Here is a 22,829-nt window from a genome sequence, read left to right on the forward strand (position 1 = left end):
TCAAGAAGAATGGAAAATTGGAATTTTAAAATAAAAAAGAGGCCAAAAGAAATTATTGAGAAATTAAAATCTGAACTTAATTCTATCGGTGGCTTCGCATTTGACGAAAAAAAACCGACAACTTTTAGTTTTAGAAAACGAATTCTTTACCCTTTTTATATGGTTTTTCAAAATTGGACTATTGTCAACGGAAAACTATTGAATGATAATGTAGAGAATGACACGAATGTGGAAATCTCATTTAATCAGCATTTTTTAATTCAATTAATAATATATATTCATGTCATTTTGGGATTAGGACTTATTTTTGGACTATTCCTAACAACCAAAAATTATATTTTCGGCGGATTAATAATCGCTTTAGGAATAGTTCTTTGGATTGCTGTTAATAGAAAATTTAAAAAGGATACTGAAAAGTACAAAACCCTGATAACTGAAATATTAAACCTTTAAAATAACGTTTGCCAACAATAGCTATAATTCATTGTGGTAAAGAGCTAAAACAAAGTTTAATTTATAAATCAAACGGCTGGATTTCGGCGGAATAATCCTGCGGATGATTCCACTACGAAACCATACACGAACACGTTGGCAAACATTTAAGAAAAGCTAAAGCATTTCGTACTGATTTTAGTCTTCTCTTTTAGAAATAAAAACAAAAACTGAACTTATTCTTGCTTGAATTATAGAATAGTATACGTAAATAACATAACTTATTTATAAAATCAATTTTGTAATGGAAAAGAAATAATAGTAAAAAGTAAAAAATGTAAATTAAAAATTATATATACTTTGAAACACGTCAGATGTAATTTTCTAGGGCACTATAGCTTATAGTCTAATAGTTTTAGATTTGCACCAACAACAACATTTATATTTAGCCTCAATTCTAACAATCCACTTTCTTTTTTTAAATGGCCATATTCCACATTCTTTATTTTCTGACCTGCTCATCCAAACACGTTCTTCTGTTAGTTGATATCCAGTTCTTCCACTCCAAATCCTGCCTGGCGCAGTGCAAGTTAATTTACATTTATCATCACTACGACATACTTCTTCTAGTTCATCAGCAATGGCTTTTTCCGCACACGCGATTGCTCTGCTCTTTTTACAGGATGTACATGATTTAATAATACTTTTTTCAGCGGCACCTTCAGGCACAACACACTTTTCAGGTGTATATTCAATTTGCGCATTTACATTTGAATAAAAGGCGCAAATAATACCTACCAATATAAAATTCTTATATAATAAACTTTTCATAGAACTAATTTAAACCCATGCTTATTAAAATCAAAGGTCATAAACCGACATATGCGGACATGAAAGGACAATACAATTATTATTTCGTATATTTAAATCTCTCCTTTAGATTTAAAATAGCTGAAGTTAGGTGGTCAGTTTTCTGTTTTGTAGATGACTACTTATTCCTAAATTATTGTATTATGAAATATTTAAAGGTCAAAACAAGGCAACAAATTGCTATTGAATATGGAATTTCACCTCGAACCTTGAGACGTTGGTTAAAACAAGATGAAATTTATTTACCAAAGAGATTACTAACTCCAAGAGAACAAAAGCGCATTTATAAAAAATTTGGTTGGCCAAGTTAAGGTCGTTAGTAAGTAAATTAATTATCTATAGGTCATCAACATTTGCCAACAACGTGTATGTTTAATTGCTTGTTCTGTGTGTACTAGGAAAATCCTACGGATTTTCCTCTGGCTCGTTTTCTTTTACTAACTTAGTTCTAGCCAACGCAACAACTATTAAAGCTAGTAGATTTTTGTTCGGCGTTTTGAAAAAATGACGCAAACAAAAACGACCTAGGGAAAATAATCACCGTAGGTAAACCATACACGAACACGTTGGCAATAATTTGACCATATACAAACAAAATGTCTATTAATATTAAAAACCTGAGAGAACAAAAACATCTTACTCAGGAAGAACTTGCTAAAGAGTCTGGAATTTCCATAAGAACAATCCAGCGGATAGAAGCAGGACAAGAACCTAAAGGGCATACCGCAAAAGCACTTGCAAAAGCACTTCGTTTAGATATAGATACACTAAATAAAACACCTTCAACAGAAAGAAATTATTCATTAATCAAAATCATAAACCTATCCTCAGTATTTGTATTTTCTATTCCATTGTTAAATATTATTGTGCCTCTCATAATTATGAAATTTTACAAACAATTTAATAGTATTACGAAACAAATTTTATCACTTCAAATTTTATGGACTATTGTTTCAACTCTGATTTTCTTTATAGCAGGGTTTCTTAAAACTACGTTATCGCTTTCTCGTCACCTTATGCTTTGGGTATTTGTCGTTCTGATATTAGTTAATATCATTTTAATACTTGTAAACACTGCAAGTATAGATAAAAATAAAAAGCTCTTTTTTAAGCTTAATTTCAGTTTCATTTAACGCAAAGCAACCACTGTCGGCACATTGTCATCTCTTTGACACATTATTGTCAGGTTCATTTTTGTGATTACACTATCACTTTTAATGATTTTTGATAAAAAAATAAAATGATGACCAAAACAAATTTCTGTATTATTCTCTCGCTAATTATTGTGAATTCTTTTTCACAAGCCCAAAAAAAACCTCAGCAAGCAAGTCTTTATTCTAAAATAGACACATATTTAACCGCTGGTTCTAAAAATGGTTTTTCTGGTGCAATCTCTGTCGTTAAAGATGGAGAAATCATTATTAATAAAGGTTATGGAATAGCAAACAAAGACACCCAAATTCTTAATAACCCAAACACCATTTTTGATATCGGTTCTAACTCAAAACAATTTACAGCAACAGCAATTTTAAAACTAGCTGAATTAGGAAAGTTAAATTTAACAGATTCTTTAAGTAAATTTTTTATAAATCTACCTAAGGAGAAACAATACATAACAATACATCAATTATTATCGCATTCAGCAGGTTTTATAGATGCAATCGGAAATGACTTTGATAAAATTTCTCAAAAGCAATTTTTTGAAAAACTTTTCGCAAGTAAATTATTATCAGAACCTGGAGAAAAATACTCGTATTCTAATACTGGTTATAGCATATTGGGAAGAATCATAGAATTATCTTCTGGTCAATCTTACGAAACTTTCTTAAATGAATATCTTTTTGCACCTGCAGGCATGAAACAAACAGGATACCTTTTGCCAAAGTGGAACACAAAACAGATGTCTCGTGGATACAATAGAAATGTACTAGAAACTGATCCAACAATTACACGTTATCAAAGAGATGGAGATGTAACTTGGCATTTAAAAGCAAATGGAGGAATTAACTCGACTCAAAATGATATGCTACTTTGGTACAAAGCTTTAAAAACCAATACAATTTTATCAAAAGAATCATTTAAAAAATTAACGACACCGTACATTTCAATGAACTCTGAAAAAACGCATAAATATGGTTATGGTTGGGTAATTAATGAATCAATATCCAATACATTGAGATTTTCTCATAATGGCTCTAATGGAACGTTTTCACATACTATATTATGGTACCCGAAAAAAAACACATATATAGTATACTCTACAAATGCAAATAGCACAAAAGTAGAGAACATTGCTTATGTTGTTGCAAAAATAATTTTAGATAAAAGTTATGTTCCTAAACCTATAAAAGATAACATTTACTCATTTACAATGAGTTATATCAATCAACATTCAACAGATAAATCGAATGCCCTTGCTGCTTTACTTAAAGAAAATTACGCAGATGATTTTAACTCAGGACTTTTTAACACAATTGGAAATCTCTTATTAAAGTCTAATGAAAATTTGAACTGGGCATTAGAACTTTTTAAAATGAATGTTCAATTATACCCAGAAGACGGTAATCTTTGGGATTCTTTAGGCGATGGATATAAGGCAAATAACCTAAAAGAAGATGCTATAAAAAGCTATCAAAAAGCAATTGAGTTTGGAAATATAGACTCACAGAAAAAGTTAATAGAATTAATTAAAAACTAGAACAACAACTATTGCCAACAACGTGTATAATTCAGTGCGGATTGCTGGCTAAGAGCAAGATCTTTTCTTACAATTCACTATATTACATTGCGGAATGTAATTCGCTTACTTAACCGCAACAAACCACACGTTGTACAACATTACCCAAGCACTAAATGAAATACAAAATCATCATTTTAATCCTGATAGTTTTTTCTTTTTTAAGTTGTAATGAAAAAGACAAGCAAACGGAAATTATCGACACGACAATAATAGAATCTAATATTGAAAAAGTTGATGCTTTAGGACAAGATGAATCAGAAATTAAAGTAATTAGGCCAAAAGGGAATCAATTATTCAATAAAAGTGTAAAACTTAGGCATTTAAAAATAGTAGATGGCTATAACTTAAAATCAATAAACATAAAATCATGTGACGAATCTTTACTAGATGAGCCAAATATTGAAAATGATCAGAAAATCAACGAAGTTACAATTAATGAAGAATCGTTCAAGATTGATTTCTCTATAATTGAAAATTGTTGTTCAGAATTCTTGTGCGAAGCAGAGATTATAGATGAATCCACATTAAATATAATATATCATTCATTTGGAAATCAATGTTCTTGCAATTGTCAATTCGACATTGAATACAGTTTTTCGTTTGATAAACATTATGAAGAAGTCAGAGAAAAAAGAACAGAAATAAAACATGTAATGTTTAACAATTTACAAGAATCTAAAGTCGAATTCAAATAACGTTGTACAACAACGTGTATAGCCAATTGCTCATTCTGTGTATACTCGGGCACGAGCGTAGCGAACTGGCGCAAGCAAAATCCTACGGATTTTCCTCTGGTTCGTTTTCTTTTGCTAACTTAGTCCTTGCCAACGCAACTAACCAAGATTTCTAAAATTTTATGCATAAAAAAACCAATTGCTTTCACAATTGGTTTTCCTAGTAGCGGGAACTGGATTAACTCGCTTTGCTCGTTGGACCATAAAGGGAAGCTTGTACAAAGAAGCTTCAATTATTATATAATTCAGTCTTATTATTTCGTCCACAATTTTGAATTAAATTTCAAATGTTTCCAAAATAAAAAGCCCTTTGATTTCTCAAAGAGCTTCTTTGTAGCGGGAACTGGACTCGAACCAGTGACCTTCGGGTTATGAGCCCGACGAGCTACCTACTGCTCTATCCCGCGATATTGGACAGCAAATATACAACCCTTTTTCATTTCTACAATAATAATATCAAAAAAATAACTCCCAACACTTAAATGCTGAGAGCTACCATCTAATATAAAACTCTATGTTAATTAATTATCGTCTTCGTCTTCCTCATCATCTAAGGTTACTATAACACCTTCAGAGGTCATATTTACAAAATCATACTGCTGAAGATTAGGCAATTGTTCTTTTAATTGAACTAACTCACCCTTGAAATCATTATTTCCTATCAGCAATACTTTTAAGTTCGTTAAACTTGCTAAATCTGTAGGCAAGTTTCCATAAAATGCATTATCAGATAATACCAATTCTTCTAAATTCTTTAAATCACAAATTGAATTAGGCAATGTCCCGAAGAAATTATTATCAAAAACGCTTAATATTTTTAAACCTTTTGCATTGGCAATACTAGCTGGCAGCTTTCCAGACAGCTTATTACTGCTCAATAGCATCGTTTTCAAATTAGTAAGGCCTCCAACAGTTGAAGGCAACTCTCCTGTTAACTGATTACTATATAATTCTAAAGTGTTCAAGTTAGCTAGTTGGCCTATTGTTGTTGGGATTTCTCCATCAATAGCATTCATGAACAACTTTAAGTTTCTTAATGACTTTAACTCACCAATTTCATTTGGTAATGGCGCATTAAGCATATTAAAAGCAATATTTAATGTCTCCAAAGATTTTAAGTTTTTAATCGATGAAGGAATTGCTCCTGTTAATTTATTTCTAAAGAAATTAATATGTTTTAAGTGAACTAAATCACCAATAGCTTCTGGAATTTCTCCTCTAAGACCATTAAACTCTAAGTTAAGCGCAATGACCTTATCATCTTTTACGACGACACCATGCCAATCTTTAACGGGAGCTTTTAAGTTCCAAGTGGTTCTCCAAAGTGGACCATTGGTAGACGTGTACAAAGCTTCGAGAGCTTCTTTTTCTTTTGTTGAAACGTTACCAAAGGACAACAAGGTAACAAGACACATGAGTAATGTAATTTTAGCGGTTTTCATAATAGTAGATTTGTTAAGGGACAACAATTTCTACTACGAAAATAGCCGAATACCTGATGAAATACAATTATTTTCGACGAAATACACGTTTCTTTAACGGTAATATTGCTAAACTACTGATAAACAACTATTTAAATAATAGCTATTGTTCTATGTTTTGGGCCTCAAAACTTGTTATTTCCTGATTTTCAGTAGTTATTTGTAATTGAATTGGATTGCAGCACACTTCACAATCTTCAATATATTTTTGTCGAGATTGTGATATATCGATAAGCATTGAGATGGTTTCCCAACAATACGGACATTGAAAAAAATGTTCTTGCATGCTTAAATTTATGACAATTTTTCTAAGTCATATTGAATGCTCTCCCAGTCTGTCATTAGTTTAGTCAACTTTTCTTTTTTAGCTTGATAACGATCAAAAAACGTCGTATCGGCAACAGTAGCATCATAGTTGGTAGCCAATTCAACATCATCGTCTTTAATGTCCTTTTCTAACTGACTAATTTTAGACTCAATATTACTTAATCTATTATTGAGAGATTTGAGCTTTTTTTGATCTTCGTAAGATTGCTTATTCGTTTCTTTTGGTGATGATTTAACAACGGTTCGCTTTTCAACTTCACGAAGATTCTCAACATTTCGTTGTTCTAAATAAAAGTCAATATCACCTAAATATTCTTTTATTTTCTGATCTTTAAATTCGTATACGACATTAGCCAGACCTTGAAGAAAATCTCTATCATGAGACACTAAAATTAAAGTACCTTCAAACTTTTTAAGTGCTTCTTTAAGTACATTTTTAGATTTTATATCCAAGTGATTTGTAGGCTCATCCATCACCAAAACATTGAGTGGCTGAAGCATTAATTTGGCTAAGGCCAATCGATTTCGTTCACCTCCTGAAAGTACTCGAACATATTTTTCGACTTCATCACCTCTAAATAAAAATGACCCTAAAATATCACGAACCTTGCTTCTATTGGTTTCATTGGCTGCATCAATCATGGTATCTAGAACCGTTTTACTCCCATCTAGATATTCGGCTTGATTTTGGGCGAAGTAACCAATTTGCACATTATGACCCAATTTTAAATCGCCCTTATGTTTGAGTTCGCCAACGATAATTTTGGCCAACGTCGACTTCCCTTGTCCGTTTTGTCCAACAAAAGCTGTTTTGCTATCACGTTCAATCATTAAAGTGATATTGGATAACACATGGTTATCATCATAGCTCTTAGAGATATTTTCTGCTTCAATAACTACTTTTCCAGGTGTTACTGAAATAGGAAAATTAAGCGTCATTACGCTATTATCATCTTCATCAACTTCAATACGCTCCATTCGATCCAACTTCTTGATCAGCGACTGAGCCATTGTTGCTTTGCTTGCCTTAGCTCTAAATTTCTCAATGAGTTTTTCGGTTTGCTCTATCTGTTTTTGCTGATTCTTTTGTGATGCTAATTGCTGGGTTTTAATCTCATTTCGTAAGATTAAAAATTTAGAATATGGTTTTGGGTAGTCATATATTCTTCCGAGGGAAATTTCTATAGTTCTGTTCGTTACATTATCCAAAAACATTTTATCATGAGATACAATAACTACAGCTCCAGAGTAATTCTTCAAGAAACTTTCAAGCCATATGATCGATTCGATATCTAGGTGATTTGTTGGCTCATCGAGAAGCAATACATCATTGTTCTGCAATAGAAGTTTCGCCAATTCGATTCGCATTCGCCAGCCACCAGAAAACATATCTGTAAGCTTATTAAAATCATTTCGTTTAAAACCTAAACCTTGTAAAATCTTCTCTGTTTCGCCTTGGTAGTTGTAACCACCTATGATTTCATATTGATGCTGTATATCATTGAGGTCAATCATTAACTGATTGTAACTTTCACTTTCATAATCTGTACGTTCTGCCAATTGTGTATTGACATCCTCCATTTTGGCTTCAAGTGACTTGATCTCTTCAAAAGCCTCATAGGACTCCTCTAAGACAGTTCTTCCGAAGACAAAATCGATGTCCTGTTTCAGAAATCCAAAACTCAAATTTTTATCGGCCGCAATTTGCCCAGAATCTGGTTCCAATTCTTTAGACAAGATTTTTAGCATGGTCGATTTACCCGCACCATTCTTTCCGATAAGACCAATTCGGTCACCAGGACTAAGTTTAAAGGTAATATCTTCGAATAAATATTCGCCTTGAAAAGAGATTGATAGATTATGAATATTGAGCATAGTTTTTTCAAATAATACAATTACAATAAACATTATAATTGTTAGACTTAATACCAGTAAATAAATTAATTTTGCAACCAGTAAAGACAACAAAAATAAACAAATTTAAGTCATGTTAAAAGGCACAAAAATATATAGTATTTTCACGGGATCTTGCCCTAAATGTCATAACGAGTCTATGTATCAAAGAAAAAATCCTTACATACTTAATGATGTATTGAAAATTAATGATAATTGCTCGCATTGCGGTATGAAATACCGATTAGAGCCTTCGTTTTTTTATGGCTCCATGTATGTAAGCTATGGCGTTGGAATTGCTTTTGCCGTAGCAGCTTTCTTAATTAGTTATCTGTTTTTAGAAACCACTTTGTTTACTGCATTTTTAGCTATTGTTGGCACACTTATAATCTTGGGACCAATCATTATGAGGTTATCTCGAAATATTTGGATTAATTTATTTGTGAGTTATGACAAAAAAGCAACAAAAAACAGCTAGGCATTAAATCTTTTGATATCAATTTCTCGGTCTAGATCACTTCCTTTTTCAATATGATTAAATAGTTGCTCTGCAACATATGGAGACATCATGACACCTCTTGTGCCTAATCCATTTAAAACAAACATGTTTTTATGATTTGGATGTGAACCAATTAAAGGTCGACGATCTTTTGTTGTAGGCCGTATTCCTGCAACTTGATCTACGACTTCAAAATCACAATTAATAATTTGTTTCACCTTCTCTAGAAGTTCTTCTTTAGCGTTATTAGTAATTCGATACGTTTTATCTTCCCATTCATATGTAGCACCAATCCAGTATAAATCATTTTCTAATGGCACTATAAACACCGAAGACTTTAAGATAAAATCCATATTTAAGTCAGGTGCTTTTATCGTTAACATTTCTCCTTTAGTTCCATTTAAGGGTAAAAAATTAAAGAATGGGTTTTTAGATAAACCGTAGCCTTCAGCAAAAATGATATGCTTTGCTTTTATAGTTTTATATTGAATAAAGTCTGATTGGATATCTAGTAAGTCATAATGAAATTCATCTTCGAAAAGTTGCTGATTACTTTTAAGATAGGCACTATAAGACTGTACTAATCGTGTTGTATTGATTCTTCCAGAATACAACACCTCGCCAAAGCCATACTTAGCACTAATAGCGGCGTTGGTATTATTGACCAAGTTGATGGATAAGAAATCACTTAATACAGGCTTATCTGAAGCGATAAACCATTCGTTTTGTTCTTCAATAGAGGCAAACTTTCTATAGACTGGGATTTTATGGTCTAATTTAACATCTAAAAATTGTTCTAAGCTTTTGTATTTAGGTAAGGCCAGCTCTAATTGAGTTTTGGCTTTCCATACTTTCGTAAATCGTTTTAATACGACTGGATTATATAACCCAGCTGCAACTCTGGACGAGTGTTGTGAGTTATTATCAAATACCAAAAACGTTTTATTTGCAGCTCTTAATTGTTCGCAAAATGCAATTCCTGCCAATCCGCAACCTACAATGATATAATCGATTGTCTTCATTTCTACAAAAGTAAGTCAAATAAAAAACGCTCACTAAAAATTAGTGAGCGTTTTCATATAATTTATGTCTTTACTTAGTAAGACCACATATCTTGTTCGAAGTTACGAATCTTATCTTTGATACGATCAGATTCTAACAATTGCATCAATGCATTATCTGCAATATAATCTTTAACTTCTCTATCGCCATATACATTTTCTTCTTTGTACATGTAGCCATTAAAACGTCTCGAGTTTAGCAAATGGTCAAAAGTGATAGGCATTGCGCTATTTCTATTATTAAACGCTTTTCCTTCGTGTAATACTTCTCTAGCTTCTGGGAAGAATACCCAAAACAATGCATTAGGCACTTTATTTGCTTCGTCTTCAGAGTCGATAAAGTTAATGTCTGGTGCTGCTGGAGCAATCCCAAGAACTCTATACTTTAACTCTCCGTGACGCTTATCAAAATACCAAAGTCCTTTGATTAAGTAAGCACTAATATCAAATGCTTCAATATTTCTGGTTCTGATATATTCAGGATCTACATATCCATCAGCATTTAATTGGTCATAACCAATATCTAAAGTATCTACTTTAGTTGTGATATCACCTAGCTCCTTCATTGATCTCTTTTCAGTAAAATAAGAATCATTATAAACGTTCTTAATTTTTCCTTCTTGAACCGCTGCAATTAACGTATGATATAAAGATCTACGCTCTTTACCAATATTATTGGTATCTACAGGGAAGTACATTGGAAAGTTGACACGTTCGTCTAAAACAACTTTTTCCCAAGTCATTTTAGAAAACAGAATGTCTCTATCATCAACATAACCATATTCTAAAGGCTTGTCATTATCTAATGCTAACTGAGCTTCAGTTTTAACACCAATTTCCTGAGGTGTTTTAGCATTTAACAGATTTGCCTGAGCACACACACTAGATGTGAATCCCACTGCGGCAACTATTGATAATATAAATTTATAATTCATCTTTTTAAATTTTAATTTGGGTTAATCAATACAAAAGGTTGATTAGTTTGCTAATTCAATAACAGCTGGTGTTGCAGGTTTAATTACTGGTCCATTACTTCTTGATTTGATATCAAAAATTTGAACTGTTGCACCACGCTTCGCTTTACGTAAGGCCGACTTAGCTGCACCATTAAGTCTGTTACCAGAACATGTTACAGAAGGTTGACCAGGTACTTTAAATTTAAAGCTAGTTACTGTTAAAGGTAAATCGAAATCAAAGTCTTCTAACTCTGCAGAAACTTTACCAATTTCAACATTGTTTCTAGGCAATTTACCTTGACTTGTTCCAACGATCTTACCTGTTGGTTTTGGAATATCTTTAATTCTAAATACCGCTTTATCACTTACTTTAGAACCATCGTCTAATGTCGCAGTAACATTTATAGTTACTTCTCTACCAGATGTTGGTACCATGTTATATTTACCCATTCCAGAACCTCTAGATAAACCAGCTCCATTTGCTTGAACTTTATTATCTGGTACACCAGCAAAAGAAATAGTCATTGGGTTAGTTACACCACGATAAACAACATTCATTTTATCTGCTGAAATTGTTGCAGAATTTGGACGTGGTACAACCACATAGTTTCCTTTAATTGGAATTTCTAATGGTTTACCATCTTCTAAGAATGTGAATTTACCATCGATTTCATGTTCCCCAACGCCACCAACACTAAAGTCAAGACGTGCAGCACCAGTAGAATCAATCGCTTTTTCTAAATCTATCGCTTGACCTCCTATACTCATACCTGTTGGAGGTACTTTAGCATATTTACCAATTACTACTCTACCTTGGAATTTTTCACCAGCAAAGAATGCTGATTTATCAGCCAAAATAATAGCTTGGTATTTGTTAAGTGAAACGGCATCTGTTAATACATTACCTAAGAAAAGGTTCATCATTCCAGCCTCGGTAACTTTTACATCATTTTGCATAGCGGTTAGCTTTGTAAAAGATGCAATAGCTGGGAATCCTTGGAAATGATAATTTAACCATTCGATTTTTTTATCATCCTTATTAGGAACTTTATCAGTATTAAATAAGTCTTCAAAGCTTTCTAACGCCTTCTTATATTTAATATCATCACCTAAAATTCTTCTTATTTCAGATTTATATTCTCCGATCTTAGCCATTACTTCATCACCTTTCTTCGTGAAACGATCTCCAGTAAACCAAGCTTCGTCTAAGATATCTGTTTTATCCATCGCTTCAAATGGTAATTTACCAGTTTCAGGATCGATTGTATACTTTCCTTTCTTTAATAAATCGTTCTTTAAAGTTTCTAGATAATTATAGAATTTTTCAGATGCATTACTAACTTCCTTAGCTTTTGCAGCTGGAACTAAGAATTCTTCTGGTTTTTCTTCTGACTTTCTTTCTAAATCGGCTAATAACGTCTCATTTCTGTCTGTTGTTGCCAAGTTAGACGAAGCAAATTTTGCTTCCATCAAACCGAAAGCAGATAATACTTCTTTCGACATGTTCATAGCCATCATCGCAATGAAGACTAAGTACATTAAGTTAATCATTTTCTGCCTTGCAGATAATTTTCCTCCTGCCATGTTTAATTAGTTTTTAGTTGTTAATTAAATTAATTATAGTTCAAAAAACTAATTAGTTTTTATTCATTGCAGATAACATTCCTCCGTAAACACCATTTAATGATGATAAGTTAGATGCTAAAGATTGCATTTGCTCTTTTAATTTAGTCGCGTTTTCAACAGCTTCTTCATTAATTGCAGCTTGGCGATTAGCGCTTTCCATTTGTACTTTGTAAAGGCTATTTAATGATTCCATTTGAGCAGCAGCTAAAGACATTTCTTCGCTGTACTTCTTTTGCGCATTCATTGCATCAACCGTAGGACTGATTCCTTTGGCAGCACCTTCAAAGTTCTTAATGCTAGATCCTAAGCTTGCCATTAATTCACCATCAATTTTAGCTTCTTTTAATAAGTTGTCTAATTTTTTAGATAATAATCCTTCAGCATCTTTAGGCTCTTCTTTCTTTGCTTTTTTAGCTGATCCCATTCCTCCAGCTAATTCTGGATATACTAGAGACCAATCTAATTCTGATTGTTGTCTTTCGAATGCTGAATATGTAAATACCAAGGCTTCTACAATCATACCAACAGTTAAAATTTCAGATCCAAAAGGCCAGTGCTGAATTTTAAATAAAGCTCCAACAATTACGATTGCTGCTCCTAGTCCATAGACCATGTTAGTGAGTGTGATGTTTCCTTTCTGTGCCATAATTTTGTTTTTTTTTTAGTTTAAGTCGATAGTTAACTTAAGTAGATTAATAAATATTTAGTTGAGTTAATTATTTTAAATTTTAGTTGGTAGCTGCATTTTTAGTGACTTCTGTTCCCATATAATCTTGAACAGTTCTAAATCCAATGTAGCTTCTTGCAGAATCTGCATATTCGTAATCTCTTGAACTTACTTGTAAGAAGTAAGCCACATCTTTCCATGAACCTCCACGAACCACTTTACGTTCGTTACTAGCGTCATTTACAGTTGGATTAAACGATGCCATGTATTCATATGAAGATGCTTCATAAGATCCTTGTACCCATTCTGAAACATTACCAGCCATGTTGTATAAGTTAAAATCATTTGGCTCATATGCATCTGCTTCTACAGTATACAATGCTTGATCTGCAGCGTAGTCACCTCGTAATGGTTTGAAGTTAGCCATAAAACAACCTCTGTCGTTTTTAGCATAAGGGCCTCCCCAAGGGAAAGTAGCGCCTTGTAAACCACCTCTTGCAGCATATTCCCATTCTGCTTCAGAAGGTAATCTATATTTATTTACGAAATGTCTTCCTTTAGATTTTCTATAACTGTTGTGGTACAATGTTCTCCATTGACAAAATGCATTAGCTTGTTTCCAAGATACACCTACTACAGGATAATCTCCATAAGCATCATGCCAGAAATAATCATTGTGCATTGGTTCATTATATGAATAAGAGAAATCTCTAATCCAAGCCGTTGTATCTGGATACACTTCTACTTCTTCAGTAATAATAACATCCTTACGTTCAAGATCTCTGTTTTTCGCAGCTTTTTCAATATCCATATATTTATACTGGAACTTGAATTTCTTCACATCCCAAGTACGCTGACCATTATATGATTCTTCGATTGGTAAGTACATTGTATCCATAACCTCAGCATAGTATTCATCTGGATAATCGGCTGTATCAAAAATTAAATCAACATCGCTGTTTAACTTTCTACCTTCATAACCAGTAGGTCCTAAACCACTATAGTTATTGTACATATACTTTTCATAAACTGACATGTTTTCTGGATCTGAATCTTTAAATGCAAATTCACCAATACCTCCATTACCTGGAGTCTCACCAATTTCATCGGCTAGTATTGCCAGTTTTGTTCTAAGAGTAGAATCTCTTACCCATTCTACAAATTGACGATACTCACTATTTGTGATTTCTGTTTCGTCCATGTAAAAGGCTCTCACTGTGACTGTTCTTGTAGGAGCGTCTTGTACTCCAGCTAAATCGTCATCTGACTTACCCATTATAAATGCTCCTCCTGGAACAAGTACCATACCATAAGGTTTTTCTGGGTGCCATTTCTTTCCTTTAACGCCTACAAGTTGTCCTCTGTCACCAGAGTTACAACTACTAACCATTAGGGCTAAAACGGCGGTTAATAAAGCAAACTTCTTAATATTCATAGAAACTCGAGGTTAAATTATTTTAGTTGTAATTATGTGTTAAATAGTGTTCTTAATTATTTTAAGGCAGTAAACATATTTATATATTTTGTAAAAACCAATTTTTTTTCAATATTTTTTGCACTTAATCCCGAAAAGTTAACATTTCATCGATTAAAAATTTGTTAATTAACAAAAGGTAAATATACTAAAAACTGTTCTTTTTATACGCTTTATACCATCTTTCTGGTATTTTACCGTGACTTGCCTCTATATAATCCTCATGTGTGCAAGGTAATAACGTATGCTTTTTTAATTTATTATTAACATTTGGTAAAAAAGGTATTTCTATCCACCAACGACCCGTTTTGATACTTTTATAGAAAATTAATTCTTCATCTTCAATCAATACATTGTACTTCTGATGATTAGCCTCGTTATCAAAATCGTCATCATTTATTCTACAATTAACACCTTCGATGAAATACCAAATCATTTGCGACATAAGCATTGGAGTTGCTTCCAATTCATTCGATGGTTTATATTCATAAATCCCAAACGACGACACCTTATTACTTATACCTGCATATCTTGCTATAGCACAAATCTCTTTTCCGTTAAAACCATTAGGAGAAAATTTTTGCTTTGCACCTACTTCAGCAGCTCTTACCGACTTTAAATCCATAGTCACAATATGTGCATCTCGCATTACAGGTTCTACCATATTTATATTATGCGTCACATCACCTAATCGATAGGCCTCAAAATAGAGCTTCTCCATTAAATCGATTTCCTCCTGTGAATTAAAATAGGTTTGATACCCTACAACGGAGTAATTAAATAAATTGTATGGTTGTTCTAAGATAACTTTACCAAGAAAACTATTATTCTTCATTTCAACGGAAGCATCACCTAAATCAAAATTACTATCAACATTCACAATGTTGACCATTGGAGACATGGTATCGTATGCGCGATAGTTTGCATAGGTCAAATCTTGACTACCTCCTATAATAATAGGTATCACTTTGTTTTCAATTAAAACGGAAATAATTGTACGAACCGCATAATAGGTGTCTTCAACTGTAGCGCCTGCTGGTATATCACCTAAATCGGCAATCGCAGTATGCCAATTACCTGGAAACAATGCATATAAAGATGTTCTAATGGTCTCGAAATTTAAGTCTTCGCCCATATAGTTTACATCATTTCGATTTTCTTTAACGCCAATAATCGCTAATTTGACGCCATCTAAATCTGGAATACCTTGTTGTGAAGAATGAATTTTTATTTTTTTGCCCAGCGCTTGTTCAGACAATAGTTCGTTATGAGCTAATACTGCATCTGAAACAGGAGACAAAAAATTAAAGTTCATTTGTGCTATTTTTTTGTAGTTGTTTTTTTCTTGGTGGTTTTCTTTTTAGCAGTTGCTTTTTTCTTTGGCGCCTTTTTCTCAATATGTGCTTGAGCTTCTTCTAAGGTCATTTCTGAAACATCAACTGTCTTAGGTAATTCTACTTTTATTTTACCTTTAATAATATTGTGTCTTCCCCATCTTGCTTTTTCTACACGAATGCCTTCTGCTTCCCAATGGTGGATTAACTTATCTTTTTCTTTTTGAATTTTATCTTCAATCAATTCTACGATATCACTATCTGATAAATTATCCCAATCGTACTTTTTATTGACATTAATAAACATATTGTTCCATTTAATGAATGGACCAAAACGACCTTTACCTTTTTGAACTGGTAAATCCTGATACATATATATAGGAGCGTCTGCCTTTTGTTTTTCTTTTATAAGTTCAATAGCAAGATCCATTTCAACATCTAAAGGATTCATTCCTTTTGGAAGCGAGACAAACTTTTTACCAAACTTAACATAGGGTCCAAATCGACCATTATTAACTTCAACAACTTCGCCTTCGTAAGTTCCTAGTTCTTTTGGTAACTTAAACAACTCCATAGCCTCATCATAGGTAATAGTTGTTAATTGTTGATCTGGCGCTAAACTAGCAAATTGTGGTTTCTCTTCATCATCTACAGTTCCTATTTGAACCATTGGTCCAAACTTACCTAGACGAACACTAACCTGTTTTCCTGATTTTGGATCTGTTCCTAAAACACGTTCACCAGATTCACGTTCAGCATTTTCTTGAACATCTTCTACTCTAGGATGAAAACTCTTATAGAACTCTTTCATCATTTTAGTCCAGTCTTCCTTTCCTTCAGCAATTTCATCAAAATCAGCTTCAACTTTGGCAGTAAAGTTATAATCTAAAATACTTCCGAAGTGATTGACTAGAAAATCAGTAACAATCATACCAATATCTGTAGGTACTAATTTGCCTTTATCACTGTTCACTTTTTCTGTAAGTGTTTTATCTTTTACAGCACCTTGCTGGAGCAGTAATTGAGAGTACTCACGCTCAACACCTTCATTAGACCCTTTTTCAACATAATTTCTATTTTGAATTGTAGAAATTGTTGGCGCATATGTAGATGGTCTTCCAATACCTAACTCTTCAAGTTGCTTTACTAAAGAGGCTTCGGTATATCGATATGGAGCACGAGAGAAACGTTCGGTTGCAGTAATATAGCTATTTAATAATGTCTCATTCACTTTCATAGCTGGCAACATTCCTTCTTGCTCGATATCTTCATCATCTGTTCCTTCAAGATATACTTTTAAAAACCCTTCAAACATGATAACTTCTCCATTCGCCGAGAATGTTTCATTGTGAGTAGAGGCTTCAATTTTCACATTTGTACGTTCCAATTGCGCATCGCTCATTTGAGATGCTATGGCACGTTTCCATATTAAATCATATAAACGGGCTTGATCTCTTTCTACATCTGCCGAATGTCTTTTAAAATCTGTTGGTCTAATTGCTTCGTGAGCTTCTTGAGCACCTTTAGATTTTCCTTTATAATTTCTAGGTTCACTAAATTTGGAACCATACGCATCTTCAATTTCTGCTTGCGCACCTTTACGAGCTTCATCAGATAAGTTAACACTATCTGTTCTCATGTAAGTAATCAAACCTGCTTCATACAAACGCTGAGCATTACTCATGGTTCGGCTTACAGAAAATCCTAATTTTCTTGATGCCTCTTGTTGCAATGTAGAGGTTGTAAATGGTGCCGCTGGTGATTTTTTAGCAGGTTTCTTCTCTAGATCTGAAACCTTAAAACTTGCGTTTGCGTTAGATTCTAGAAATGTATATGCCTCTTCTTTAGAAGAAAAATTCTTAGGAAGCTTTGCTTTAAATGTTTGCCCATCTTCATTTGAAAACTCGGCATCGATTCGATAGGAAGCTTTTGCTACAAAATTTATAATCTCACGTTCCCGCTCAACAATTAATCTTACTGAAACCGATTGCACACGACCTGCAGACAATCCTCCTTTTACCTTTCTCCATAATACTGGAGATAATTCGTAACCAACAATTCTATCTAAAACACGACGTGCTTGTTGTGCATCTACCAAATCATAATCGATTCCTCTAGGGTTTTCGATTGCCTTCTTTATGGCAGATTTTGTGATTTCATGAAAAACGATTCGTTTTGTCTTTGCTTTATCCAGACCTAAAGTTTCGGCCAAGTGCCAAGCAATAGCTTCTCCTTCACGATCTTCATCACTTGCTAGCCAAACCATTTCTGCTTTTTTCGCTAGATCCTTAAGCTTTTTGACAACGTCTTTTTTATCTTTAGAAACTTGATATTTAGGTTTAAAATCCCCTTCAACGTCAACTCCTAATTCTTTTGACGGTAAATCGGCAATGTGACCAAAACTAGATTCTACTTTGAAATCTTTTCCAAGAAATTTCTCTATGGTTTTGGCTTTTGCAGGTGACTCTACAATGACTAAATTCTTCGGCATATATCAATTTTTGAGGCTACAAATGTATGTGAAAAAAAAGTTATCTTCCTAATTTTAGTGAACTTCGATTGTATTTTATCTAAAAAAAGAGGTTTTCATCTATTGTTCTTCTATAAAAAAAGCCTGAATTTTTCAGGCTTCTTTATTATATCGATTGACTTTTTTAATTTAAAATAAATGTACTAATTAATTCAATAGCGTTTTCTGTATCATACTCATATTGATAGAGCGCATTATCAGAAATCATTAATAATTTATCCTGCAATGGGATAACATCTGTCGCTTGCACATTGGTAAACGTATTTACGATTTGCAGATCTAAAGGATTGGTCTTATCAAAAACCTTTAAGCCAGATGTACCATCACACACAAATAAATTTTGATTCTTAAAACCTAAACCATAAGGGTTGTCTAAAATATGTTGCGCTACTAAAGTTGGGTTATACTTGTCACTCACATCAATAACCTCCAGAACACTCTCTTCTTGACCACAAGCATTACCACCTCTTAAAGTGAGATATGCATAATCGCCATCTACAACAACGGGGTCGCAACCTATCCAATGTGTGAATTGAGAGATATACTCAGGAAGTGCTGGGTTTTCAATACTATGTATAAACATGCCATTTGTTCCTCCTAAATATAAATAGCCATCGGCATGAAACATTGTTTCTATATTCCAGCCAGCATAATAAGAATGAACTAAATTAGGCTGAGCGAGATTAGTAATATTAAATACATTCATTTCGAACTGTTCTACAGTATAAAGGTAATTGTCAACGATTTGAAATCTAGCCAATGAACCACCAACACCTATATCATTAAATGTTTCGGCACCATCAAATGTAATAATATCATCATCTATAAGTTCTCTGCGTTCTTCAATTAAATCCCAACCAACAATGACTTGAGTTTCCGAGTTAAAATTACTATAATCGGCATATAAAACATCATTCGGAATTTGGTAATCATAAGCATCAAAAACATCTTCCAGACGTTCAATTTCAGCAATAGCATTTAAATTGGAAATATCAAATACAGCTAGATCTACGGCACTATCTGCATATAAGTAATCATTTTTTATTGAAATATCTTCATTACCTGGAATATTAATAAAAGCTACCATTTGAGGAGATGATGGATTACTGTTATCAATAACATGAACACCTTTAAACTTTTCATTGATGAAAATATAATCCTGATAGGCATAAATTTTCCCAACATCTAAAATAGGTTTAGGTGCTTCTACTACAACTGATGCTCTAAACGCCGTTTTACTCATCGTTTGTGGCACTGCAATTGTTACGGTTTCGTATTGCGTATCATCATTATTACATGACCAACACAAGATAATAACTAAAATAAAAGCTAGTTTTTTCATTAGATATATATTTTGATTAATTAATATGCATAGGTTATCGGTTCGGGAAAGTCTTCAATATTTAGAATGACTTCATTACTCCCTTCAACTTGTAATGGTCTGAGATCAAAAGAACGTTCTTGACCAAATACAGCTAGGCAAGTTTCAGTATTAGAAAACACAAATTTTAATGATCGCTGTTCTGGCAATGACTCTGAAACATCTCCAGAATCGACTAAGACCATGCTCCAAGTACTCCCATCACACCCGCTGGCGGATAAAGAAATAGTCAAACAATCTCCATTTACTTCAACACCTGTCAAAGTATAAACATTTGATTCTGCAGATTGATAAAATCCGTTATCAATTACAGCAACTTGATCACAAGGCTCGGGAACGAAATCATCTTCATCACATTGTGTATTCATTAAAAGCAATGCAAAGCATATACATAGAGTTAGGTATTTTGCTATTTTCATAAAAAGACATTTCTTTTTAGATGCAAAAAACAGTAAAAGGTTGCGTTAAAATTCTGGATTATCTCCAATTCTTTTAAGACCACCTTCTTCATAACCATCAAAACCTATAACTTCTTTATAAATAAAATACAGTGGTATGGCTGCGAAAGACGCTGTAAACAGCACACCTATACCGCACATAAGAGCTCCAACCATTTGTGCCAATAATCCAGCAACTATAGTTAAACCAAAAGTGATAAACCACTTTTTGTTCCCCAAATCAAAACTCAACCTTATCAAGTCAGAACTTGACATTTCAGGGTTAAATGCATAGATCACCACTAATAAATTTAAAGGCACCATAACATATATCACCGGAAAAAAGCACAATAGAGTTGCTAATAAACTAATTCCAAAGGTCGCTAAAGAAAGGCTTATCGTTTTACTCAAATGAGGCTTTCTTAAAAAGAAAAAATAATCATCTTTATCAACAATACCTTGATCTTTTTGACGCATAATTCTATATAGTCCAGCTTTTAGTCCAAATGTAATAACCATCATCGCAAATACGAATAATAAATAAGCGATAATCGCTACCAACATAGCAATTGGAGCTAAAGTGTTATAGTCTCCAGGGCTTGAAAAATCTGATATTCCTAAAACTATTAACGGGATATATACAATAAAAATAAAAGGGATCATAAACGCAAATATGATCAGAAGCATTAAAAGTCCTTGAACCCATACTTTTTTAAATAGTTCTATACTGTCGTTAAAAATTTGGCCAAAGTCGAGATCTTTAGCATTTAATATTCGTTGTTGAATTTCAGATAAACGCATTATTGGTTGATTTAAATTATGCTTCAAATTACGTGAAATAAAACACATCTACAAAAGAAATTCGATTATGACACTTTGTCATATTACTTAATTTTATACTATCTTTGCATGCTTATTGACTGTACAATACTTTCAAAGATTTATGGAGAAAACAATAGACGAAAGCAAACAAGGAGAGCGCTTAATTTTAGAGCCTAAAGTAAATAATACACGTAAACTTTTTATTGAAAGTTATGGCTGTGCTATGAACTTTAGTGATAGTGAAATTGTAGCTTCTATACTTTCCGAACAAGGGTTTAACACTACGCAAAGCCTAGAAGATGCCGATTTAGTATTGGTCAATACCTGTTCTATTAGAGATAAGGCCGAGCAAACGGTAAGAAAGCGTCTTGAAAAATACAATGCAGTAAAACGCATTAACCCAAAAATGAAAGTTGGCGTTCTAGGATGTATGGCAGAACGTCTCAAAACAAAGTTCTTAGAGGAAGAAAAAATTGTAGACCTTGTTGTTGGTCCAGATGCCTATAAAGACTTACCAAACCTTTTAGCCGAAGTTGACGAAGGTAGAGATGCTATTAATGTTATTTTATCTAAGGAAGAAACCTATGGAGACATTGCTCCTGTAAGACTCAACACCAATGGCGTTACTGCTTTTGTTTCTATCACACGTGGTTGTGATAATATGTGTACCTTTTGTGTTGTTCCTTTTACACGTGGTCGTGAACGAAGTCGTGACCCACAAAGTATCATTGAAGAAGTGAACGATTTATGGAACAAAGGCTACAAAGAAATTACACTTCTCGGTCAAAATGTAGACAGCTATTTATGGTATGGTGGCGGACTCAAAAAAGACTTCATCAAAGCGAGTGATATGCAAAAGGCAACAGCTGTAAACTTCGCACAATTATTGGAATTGTGTGCCAAAGCTCAACCAAAAATGCGTATTCGCTTTTCCACGTCTAATCCACAAGATTTGACACTTGACGTGATTGAAACCATGGCGAAGTTTGATAATATTTGTAAGCATATTCATTTACCTGTTCAAAGCGGAAGCAATCGCATTTTAAAAGAAATGAATCGTTTACATACACGCGAAGAATATTTTCAACTCATTGACAATATTAGACGTATTATCCCTAATTGTGCCATTAGTCAAGACCTCATTGCTGGTTTTCCTACGGAAACTGAACAAGACCATCAAGATACGTTAAGCCTTATGGACTATGTGAAATATAATTTTGGTTATATGTTTACCTATTCTGAACGACCAGGAACACTTGCCGAACGTAAAATGGAAGATGATGTTCCGGAGGAAACAAAAAAACGTCGACTTGCTGAAATTGTACAACGTCAAAGAGAGCACAGTGAAATTAGAACGAAAGAATATTTAAATACTGTTGTAGAGGTTTTAATTGAACGTCAATCGAAAAAATCAGATGCGCAATGGTCTGGACGTACCTCTCAAAATATAGTTGCCGTTTTTCCAAAGGAGCACTATAATGTTGGAGATCTTGTCAAAGTGAAGGTAACCGATTGCACAAGTGCAACACTTATTGGTGAAGCAATTGAGTTGTCAAATTAATTTA

Annotated in this window: 21 protein-coding genes and 1 tRNA gene; 7 read left to right on the plus strand and 15 right to left on the minus strand. The window is 33.3% G+C overall.

The window, feature by feature from the left end:
- Positions 1-9: 9 nt before the first annotated feature.
- A complete protein-coding gene (locus KWG70_RS13395; protein WP_230936550.1) occupies positions 10-453 on the plus strand; it encodes a DUF423 domain-containing protein in 444 nt (147 codons plus the stop codon).
- Positions 454-831: 378 nt separating this feature from the next.
- Here KWG70_RS13395 and KWG70_RS13400 read toward each other — a convergent pair whose 3' ends face one another.
- Positions 832-1,263, minus strand: coding sequence for a hypothetical protein (locus KWG70_RS13400; RefSeq protein ID WP_230936551.1), 432 nt, complete (start codon positions 1,261-1,263; stop codon positions 832-834).
- Positions 1,264-1,445: 182 nt separating this feature from the next.
- Between KWG70_RS13400 and KWG70_RS13405 the strand changes: the two genes are divergently transcribed.
- From KWG70_RS13405 to KWG70_RS13420, 4 genes are all read left to right on the plus strand, one after another.
- Entirely contained in the window at positions 1,446-1,613 is a 168-nt protein-coding gene (locus KWG70_RS13405; RefSeq protein ID WP_230936552.1) for a helix-turn-helix domain-containing protein, read from the plus strand.
- A 285-nt stretch (positions 1,614-1,898) separates the two neighbouring features.
- A complete protein-coding gene (locus KWG70_RS13410; RefSeq protein WP_230936553.1) occupies positions 1,899-2,435 on the plus strand; it encodes a helix-turn-helix domain-containing protein in 537 nt (178 codons plus the stop codon).
- Positions 2,436-2,545: 110 nt separating this feature from the next.
- Positions 2,546-4,000, plus strand: a complete 1,455-nt coding sequence (locus KWG70_RS13415) for a serine hydrolase domain-containing protein (RefSeq protein WP_230936554.1) — start codon at positions 2,546-2,548, stop codon at positions 3,998-4,000.
- Between the two features lie 155 nt (positions 4,001-4,155).
- The gene (locus KWG70_RS13420; RefSeq protein WP_230936555.1) at positions 4,156-4,737 is read left to right on the plus strand and encodes a hypothetical protein; all 582 of its coding nucleotides are present in this window, start codon (positions 4,156-4,158) and stop codon (positions 4,735-4,737) included.
- 373 nt (positions 4,738-5,110) lie between these two features.
- Here the strand turns inward: KWG70_RS13420 and KWG70_RS13425 are convergent.
- The 4 genes from KWG70_RS13425 to KWG70_RS13440 form a co-directional block, all read right to left on the minus strand.
- Positions 5,111-5,183 (minus strand) — tRNA-Met (locus KWG70_RS13425).
- Positions 5,184-5,297: 114 nt separating this feature from the next.
- On the minus strand, positions 5,298-6,218 hold the full coding sequence (locus KWG70_RS13430) for a leucine-rich repeat domain-containing protein (RefSeq protein WP_230936556.1): 921 nt from the start codon (positions 6,216-6,218) through the stop codon (positions 5,298-5,300).
- A 142-nt stretch (positions 6,219-6,360) separates the two neighbouring features.
- Positions 6,361-6,543 carry a CPXCG motif-containing cysteine-rich protein gene (locus tag KWG70_RS13435; RefSeq protein WP_230936557.1) on the minus strand — a complete coding sequence of 61 codons (183 nt, stop codon included), beginning with the start codon at positions 6,541-6,543 and terminating at the stop codon, positions 6,361-6,363.
- An 8-nt stretch (positions 6,544-6,551) separates the two neighbouring features.
- The gene (locus KWG70_RS13440) at positions 6,552-8,459 is read right to left on the minus strand and encodes an ABC-F family ATP-binding cassette domain-containing protein (RefSeq protein ID WP_230936697.1); all 1,908 of its coding nucleotides are present in this window, start codon (positions 8,457-8,459) and stop codon (positions 6,552-6,554) included.
- 112 nt (positions 8,460-8,571) lie between these two features.
- Here KWG70_RS13440 and KWG70_RS13445 point away from each other — a divergent pair, with 112 nt between their 5' ends.
- On the plus strand, positions 8,572-8,955 hold the full coding sequence (locus KWG70_RS13445; protein WP_230936558.1) for a DUF983 domain-containing protein: 384 nt from the start codon (positions 8,572-8,574) through the stop codon (positions 8,953-8,955).
- Here the strand turns inward: KWG70_RS13445 and KWG70_RS13450 are convergent.
- The 10 genes from KWG70_RS13450 to KWG70_RS13495 form a co-directional block, all read right to left on the minus strand.
- Positions 8,952-9,998 (minus strand): NAD(P)/FAD-dependent oxidoreductase, encoded by a 1,047-nt coding sequence (locus KWG70_RS13450; protein WP_230936559.1) that lies wholly within the window; start codon positions 9,996-9,998, stop codon positions 8,952-8,954. The genes KWG70_RS13445 and KWG70_RS13450 overlap by 4 nt on opposite strands.
- Before the next feature lie 74 nt (positions 9,999-10,072).
- Positions 10,073-10,972, minus strand: a complete 900-nt coding sequence (gene porN, locus KWG70_RS13455) for a type IX secretion system ring subunit PorN/GldN (protein ID WP_230936560.1) — start codon at positions 10,970-10,972, stop codon at positions 10,073-10,075.
- Between the two features lie 42 nt (positions 10,973-11,014).
- Positions 11,015-12,577 carry a type IX secretion system motor protein PorM/GldM gene (porM, locus tag KWG70_RS13460; RefSeq protein WP_230936561.1) on the minus strand — a complete coding sequence of 521 codons (1,563 nt, stop codon included), beginning with the start codon at positions 12,575-12,577 and terminating at the stop codon, positions 11,015-11,017.
- A gap of 52 nt (positions 12,578-12,629) precedes the next feature.
- Positions 12,630-13,265 (minus strand): type IX secretion system motor protein PorL/GldL, encoded by a 636-nt coding sequence (gene porL / locus KWG70_RS13465; RefSeq protein ID WP_230936562.1) that lies wholly within the window; start codon positions 13,263-13,265, stop codon positions 12,630-12,632.
- A gap of 82 nt (positions 13,266-13,347) precedes the next feature.
- A complete protein-coding gene (gene porK, locus KWG70_RS13470; RefSeq protein ID WP_449619089.1) occupies positions 13,348-14,715 on the minus strand; it encodes a type IX secretion system lipoprotein PorK/GldK in 1,368 nt (455 codons plus the stop codon).
- Positions 14,716-14,908: 193 nt separating this feature from the next.
- Positions 14,909-16,075 (minus strand): formimidoylglutamase, encoded by a 1,167-nt coding sequence (locus KWG70_RS13475; RefSeq protein ID WP_230936564.1) that lies wholly within the window; start codon positions 16,073-16,075, stop codon positions 14,909-14,911.
- Between the two features lie 5 nt (positions 16,076-16,080).
- Positions 16,081-18,585 (minus strand): type I DNA topoisomerase, encoded by a 2,505-nt coding sequence (gene topA / locus KWG70_RS13480; RefSeq protein ID WP_230936565.1) that lies wholly within the window; start codon positions 18,583-18,585, stop codon positions 16,081-16,083.
- 163 nt (positions 18,586-18,748) lie between these two features.
- Positions 18,749-19,966, minus strand: coding sequence for an LVIVD repeat-containing protein (locus tag KWG70_RS13485; protein ID WP_230936566.1), 1,218 nt, complete (start codon positions 19,964-19,966; stop codon positions 18,749-18,751).
- 20 nt (positions 19,967-19,986) lie between these two features.
- Positions 19,987-20,424 carry a hypothetical protein gene (locus tag KWG70_RS13490; protein ID WP_230936567.1) on the minus strand — a complete coding sequence of 146 codons (438 nt, stop codon included), beginning with the start codon at positions 20,422-20,424 and terminating at the stop codon, positions 19,987-19,989.
- A gap of 45 nt (positions 20,425-20,469) precedes the next feature.
- Positions 20,470-21,243: a hypothetical protein gene (locus KWG70_RS13495; protein ID WP_230936568.1), complete on the minus strand. Its 774-nt coding sequence runs from the start codon at positions 21,241-21,243 to the stop codon at positions 20,470-20,472.
- A gap of 142 nt (positions 21,244-21,385) precedes the next feature.
- Here KWG70_RS13495 and miaB point away from each other — a divergent pair, with 142 nt between their 5' ends.
- Positions 21,386-22,825, plus strand: coding sequence for a tRNA (N6-isopentenyl adenosine(37)-C2)-methylthiotransferase MiaB (miaB, locus tag KWG70_RS13500; protein ID WP_230936569.1), 1,440 nt, complete (start codon positions 21,386-21,388; stop codon positions 22,823-22,825).
- Positions 22,826-22,829 lie beyond the last annotated feature (4 nt).

This window comes from Psychroserpens luteolus, from assembly GCF_021032705.1.
In the GTDB taxonomy this organism is placed as follows: Bacteria; Bacteroidota; Bacteroidia; order Flavobacteriales; family Flavobacteriaceae; genus Psychroserpens; species Psychroserpens luteolus.

Excerpts from the sequence above, each read along its gene's own strand:
- KWG70_RS13395 (WP_230936550.1), top strand. The coding sequence starts at position 10 with ATGGAAAATTGGAATTTTAAAATAAAAAAGAGGCCAAAAGAAATTATT.
- KWG70_RS13400 (WP_230936551.1), bottom strand. The coding sequence starts at position 1,263 with ATGAAAAGTTTATTATATAAGAATTTTATATTGGTAGGTATTATTTGC.
- KWG70_RS13405 (WP_230936552.1), top strand. The coding sequence starts at position 1,446 with ATGAAATATTTAAAGGTCAAAACAAGGCAACAAATTGCTATTGAATAT.
- KWG70_RS13410 (WP_230936553.1), top strand. The coding sequence starts at position 1,899 with ATGTCTATTAATATTAAAAACCTGAGAGAACAAAAACATCTTACTCAG.
- KWG70_RS13415 (WP_230936554.1), top strand. The coding sequence starts at position 2,546 with ATGACCAAAACAAATTTCTGTATTATTCTCTCGCTAATTATTGTGAAT.
- KWG70_RS13420 (WP_230936555.1), top strand. The coding sequence starts at position 4,156 with ATGAAATACAAAATCATCATTTTAATCCTGATAGTTTTTTCTTTTTTA.
- KWG70_RS13430 (WP_230936556.1), bottom strand. The coding sequence starts at position 6,218 with ATGAAAACCGCTAAAATTACATTACTCATGTGTCTTGTTACCTTGTTG.
- KWG70_RS13435 (WP_230936557.1), bottom strand. The coding sequence starts at position 6,543 with ATGCAAGAACATTTTTTTCAATGTCCGTATTGTTGGGAAACCATCTCA.
- KWG70_RS13440 (WP_230936697.1), bottom strand. The coding sequence starts at position 8,459 with ATGCTCAATATTCATAATCTATCAATCTCTTTTCAAGGCGAATATTTA.
- KWG70_RS13445 (WP_230936558.1), top strand. The coding sequence starts at position 8,572 with ATGTTAAAAGGCACAAAAATATATAGTATTTTCACGGGATCTTGCCCT.
- KWG70_RS13450 (WP_230936559.1), bottom strand. The coding sequence starts at position 9,998 with ATGAAGACAATCGATTATATCATTGTAGGTTGCGGATTGGCAGGAATT.
- porN (WP_230936560.1), bottom strand. The coding sequence starts at position 10,972 with ATGAATTATAAATTTATATTATCAATAGTTGCCGCAGTGGGATTCACA.
- porM (WP_230936561.1), bottom strand. The coding sequence starts at position 12,577 with ATGGCAGGAGGAAAATTATCTGCAAGGCAGAAAATGATTAACTTAATG.
- porL (WP_230936562.1), bottom strand. The coding sequence starts at position 13,265 with ATGGCACAGAAAGGAAACATCACACTCACTAACATGGTCTATGGACTA.
- KWG70_RS13475 (WP_230936564.1), bottom strand. The coding sequence starts at position 16,075 with ATGAACTTTAATTTTTTGTCTCCTGTTTCAGATGCAGTATTAGCTCAT.
- topA (WP_230936565.1), bottom strand. The coding sequence starts at position 18,585 with ATGCCGAAGAATTTAGTCATTGTAGAGTCACCTGCAAAAGCCAAAACC.
- KWG70_RS13485 (WP_230936566.1), bottom strand. The coding sequence starts at position 19,966 with ATGAAAAAACTAGCTTTTATTTTAGTTATTATCTTGTGTTGGTCATGT.
- KWG70_RS13490 (WP_230936567.1), bottom strand. The coding sequence starts at position 20,424 with ATGAAAATAGCAAAATACCTAACTCTATGTATATGCTTTGCATTGCTT.
- KWG70_RS13495 (WP_230936568.1), bottom strand. The coding sequence starts at position 21,243 with ATGCGTTTATCTGAAATTCAACAACGAATATTAAATGCTAAAGATCTC.
- miaB (WP_230936569.1), top strand. The coding sequence starts at position 21,386 with ATGGAGAAAACAATAGACGAAAGCAAACAAGGAGAGCGCTTAATTTTA.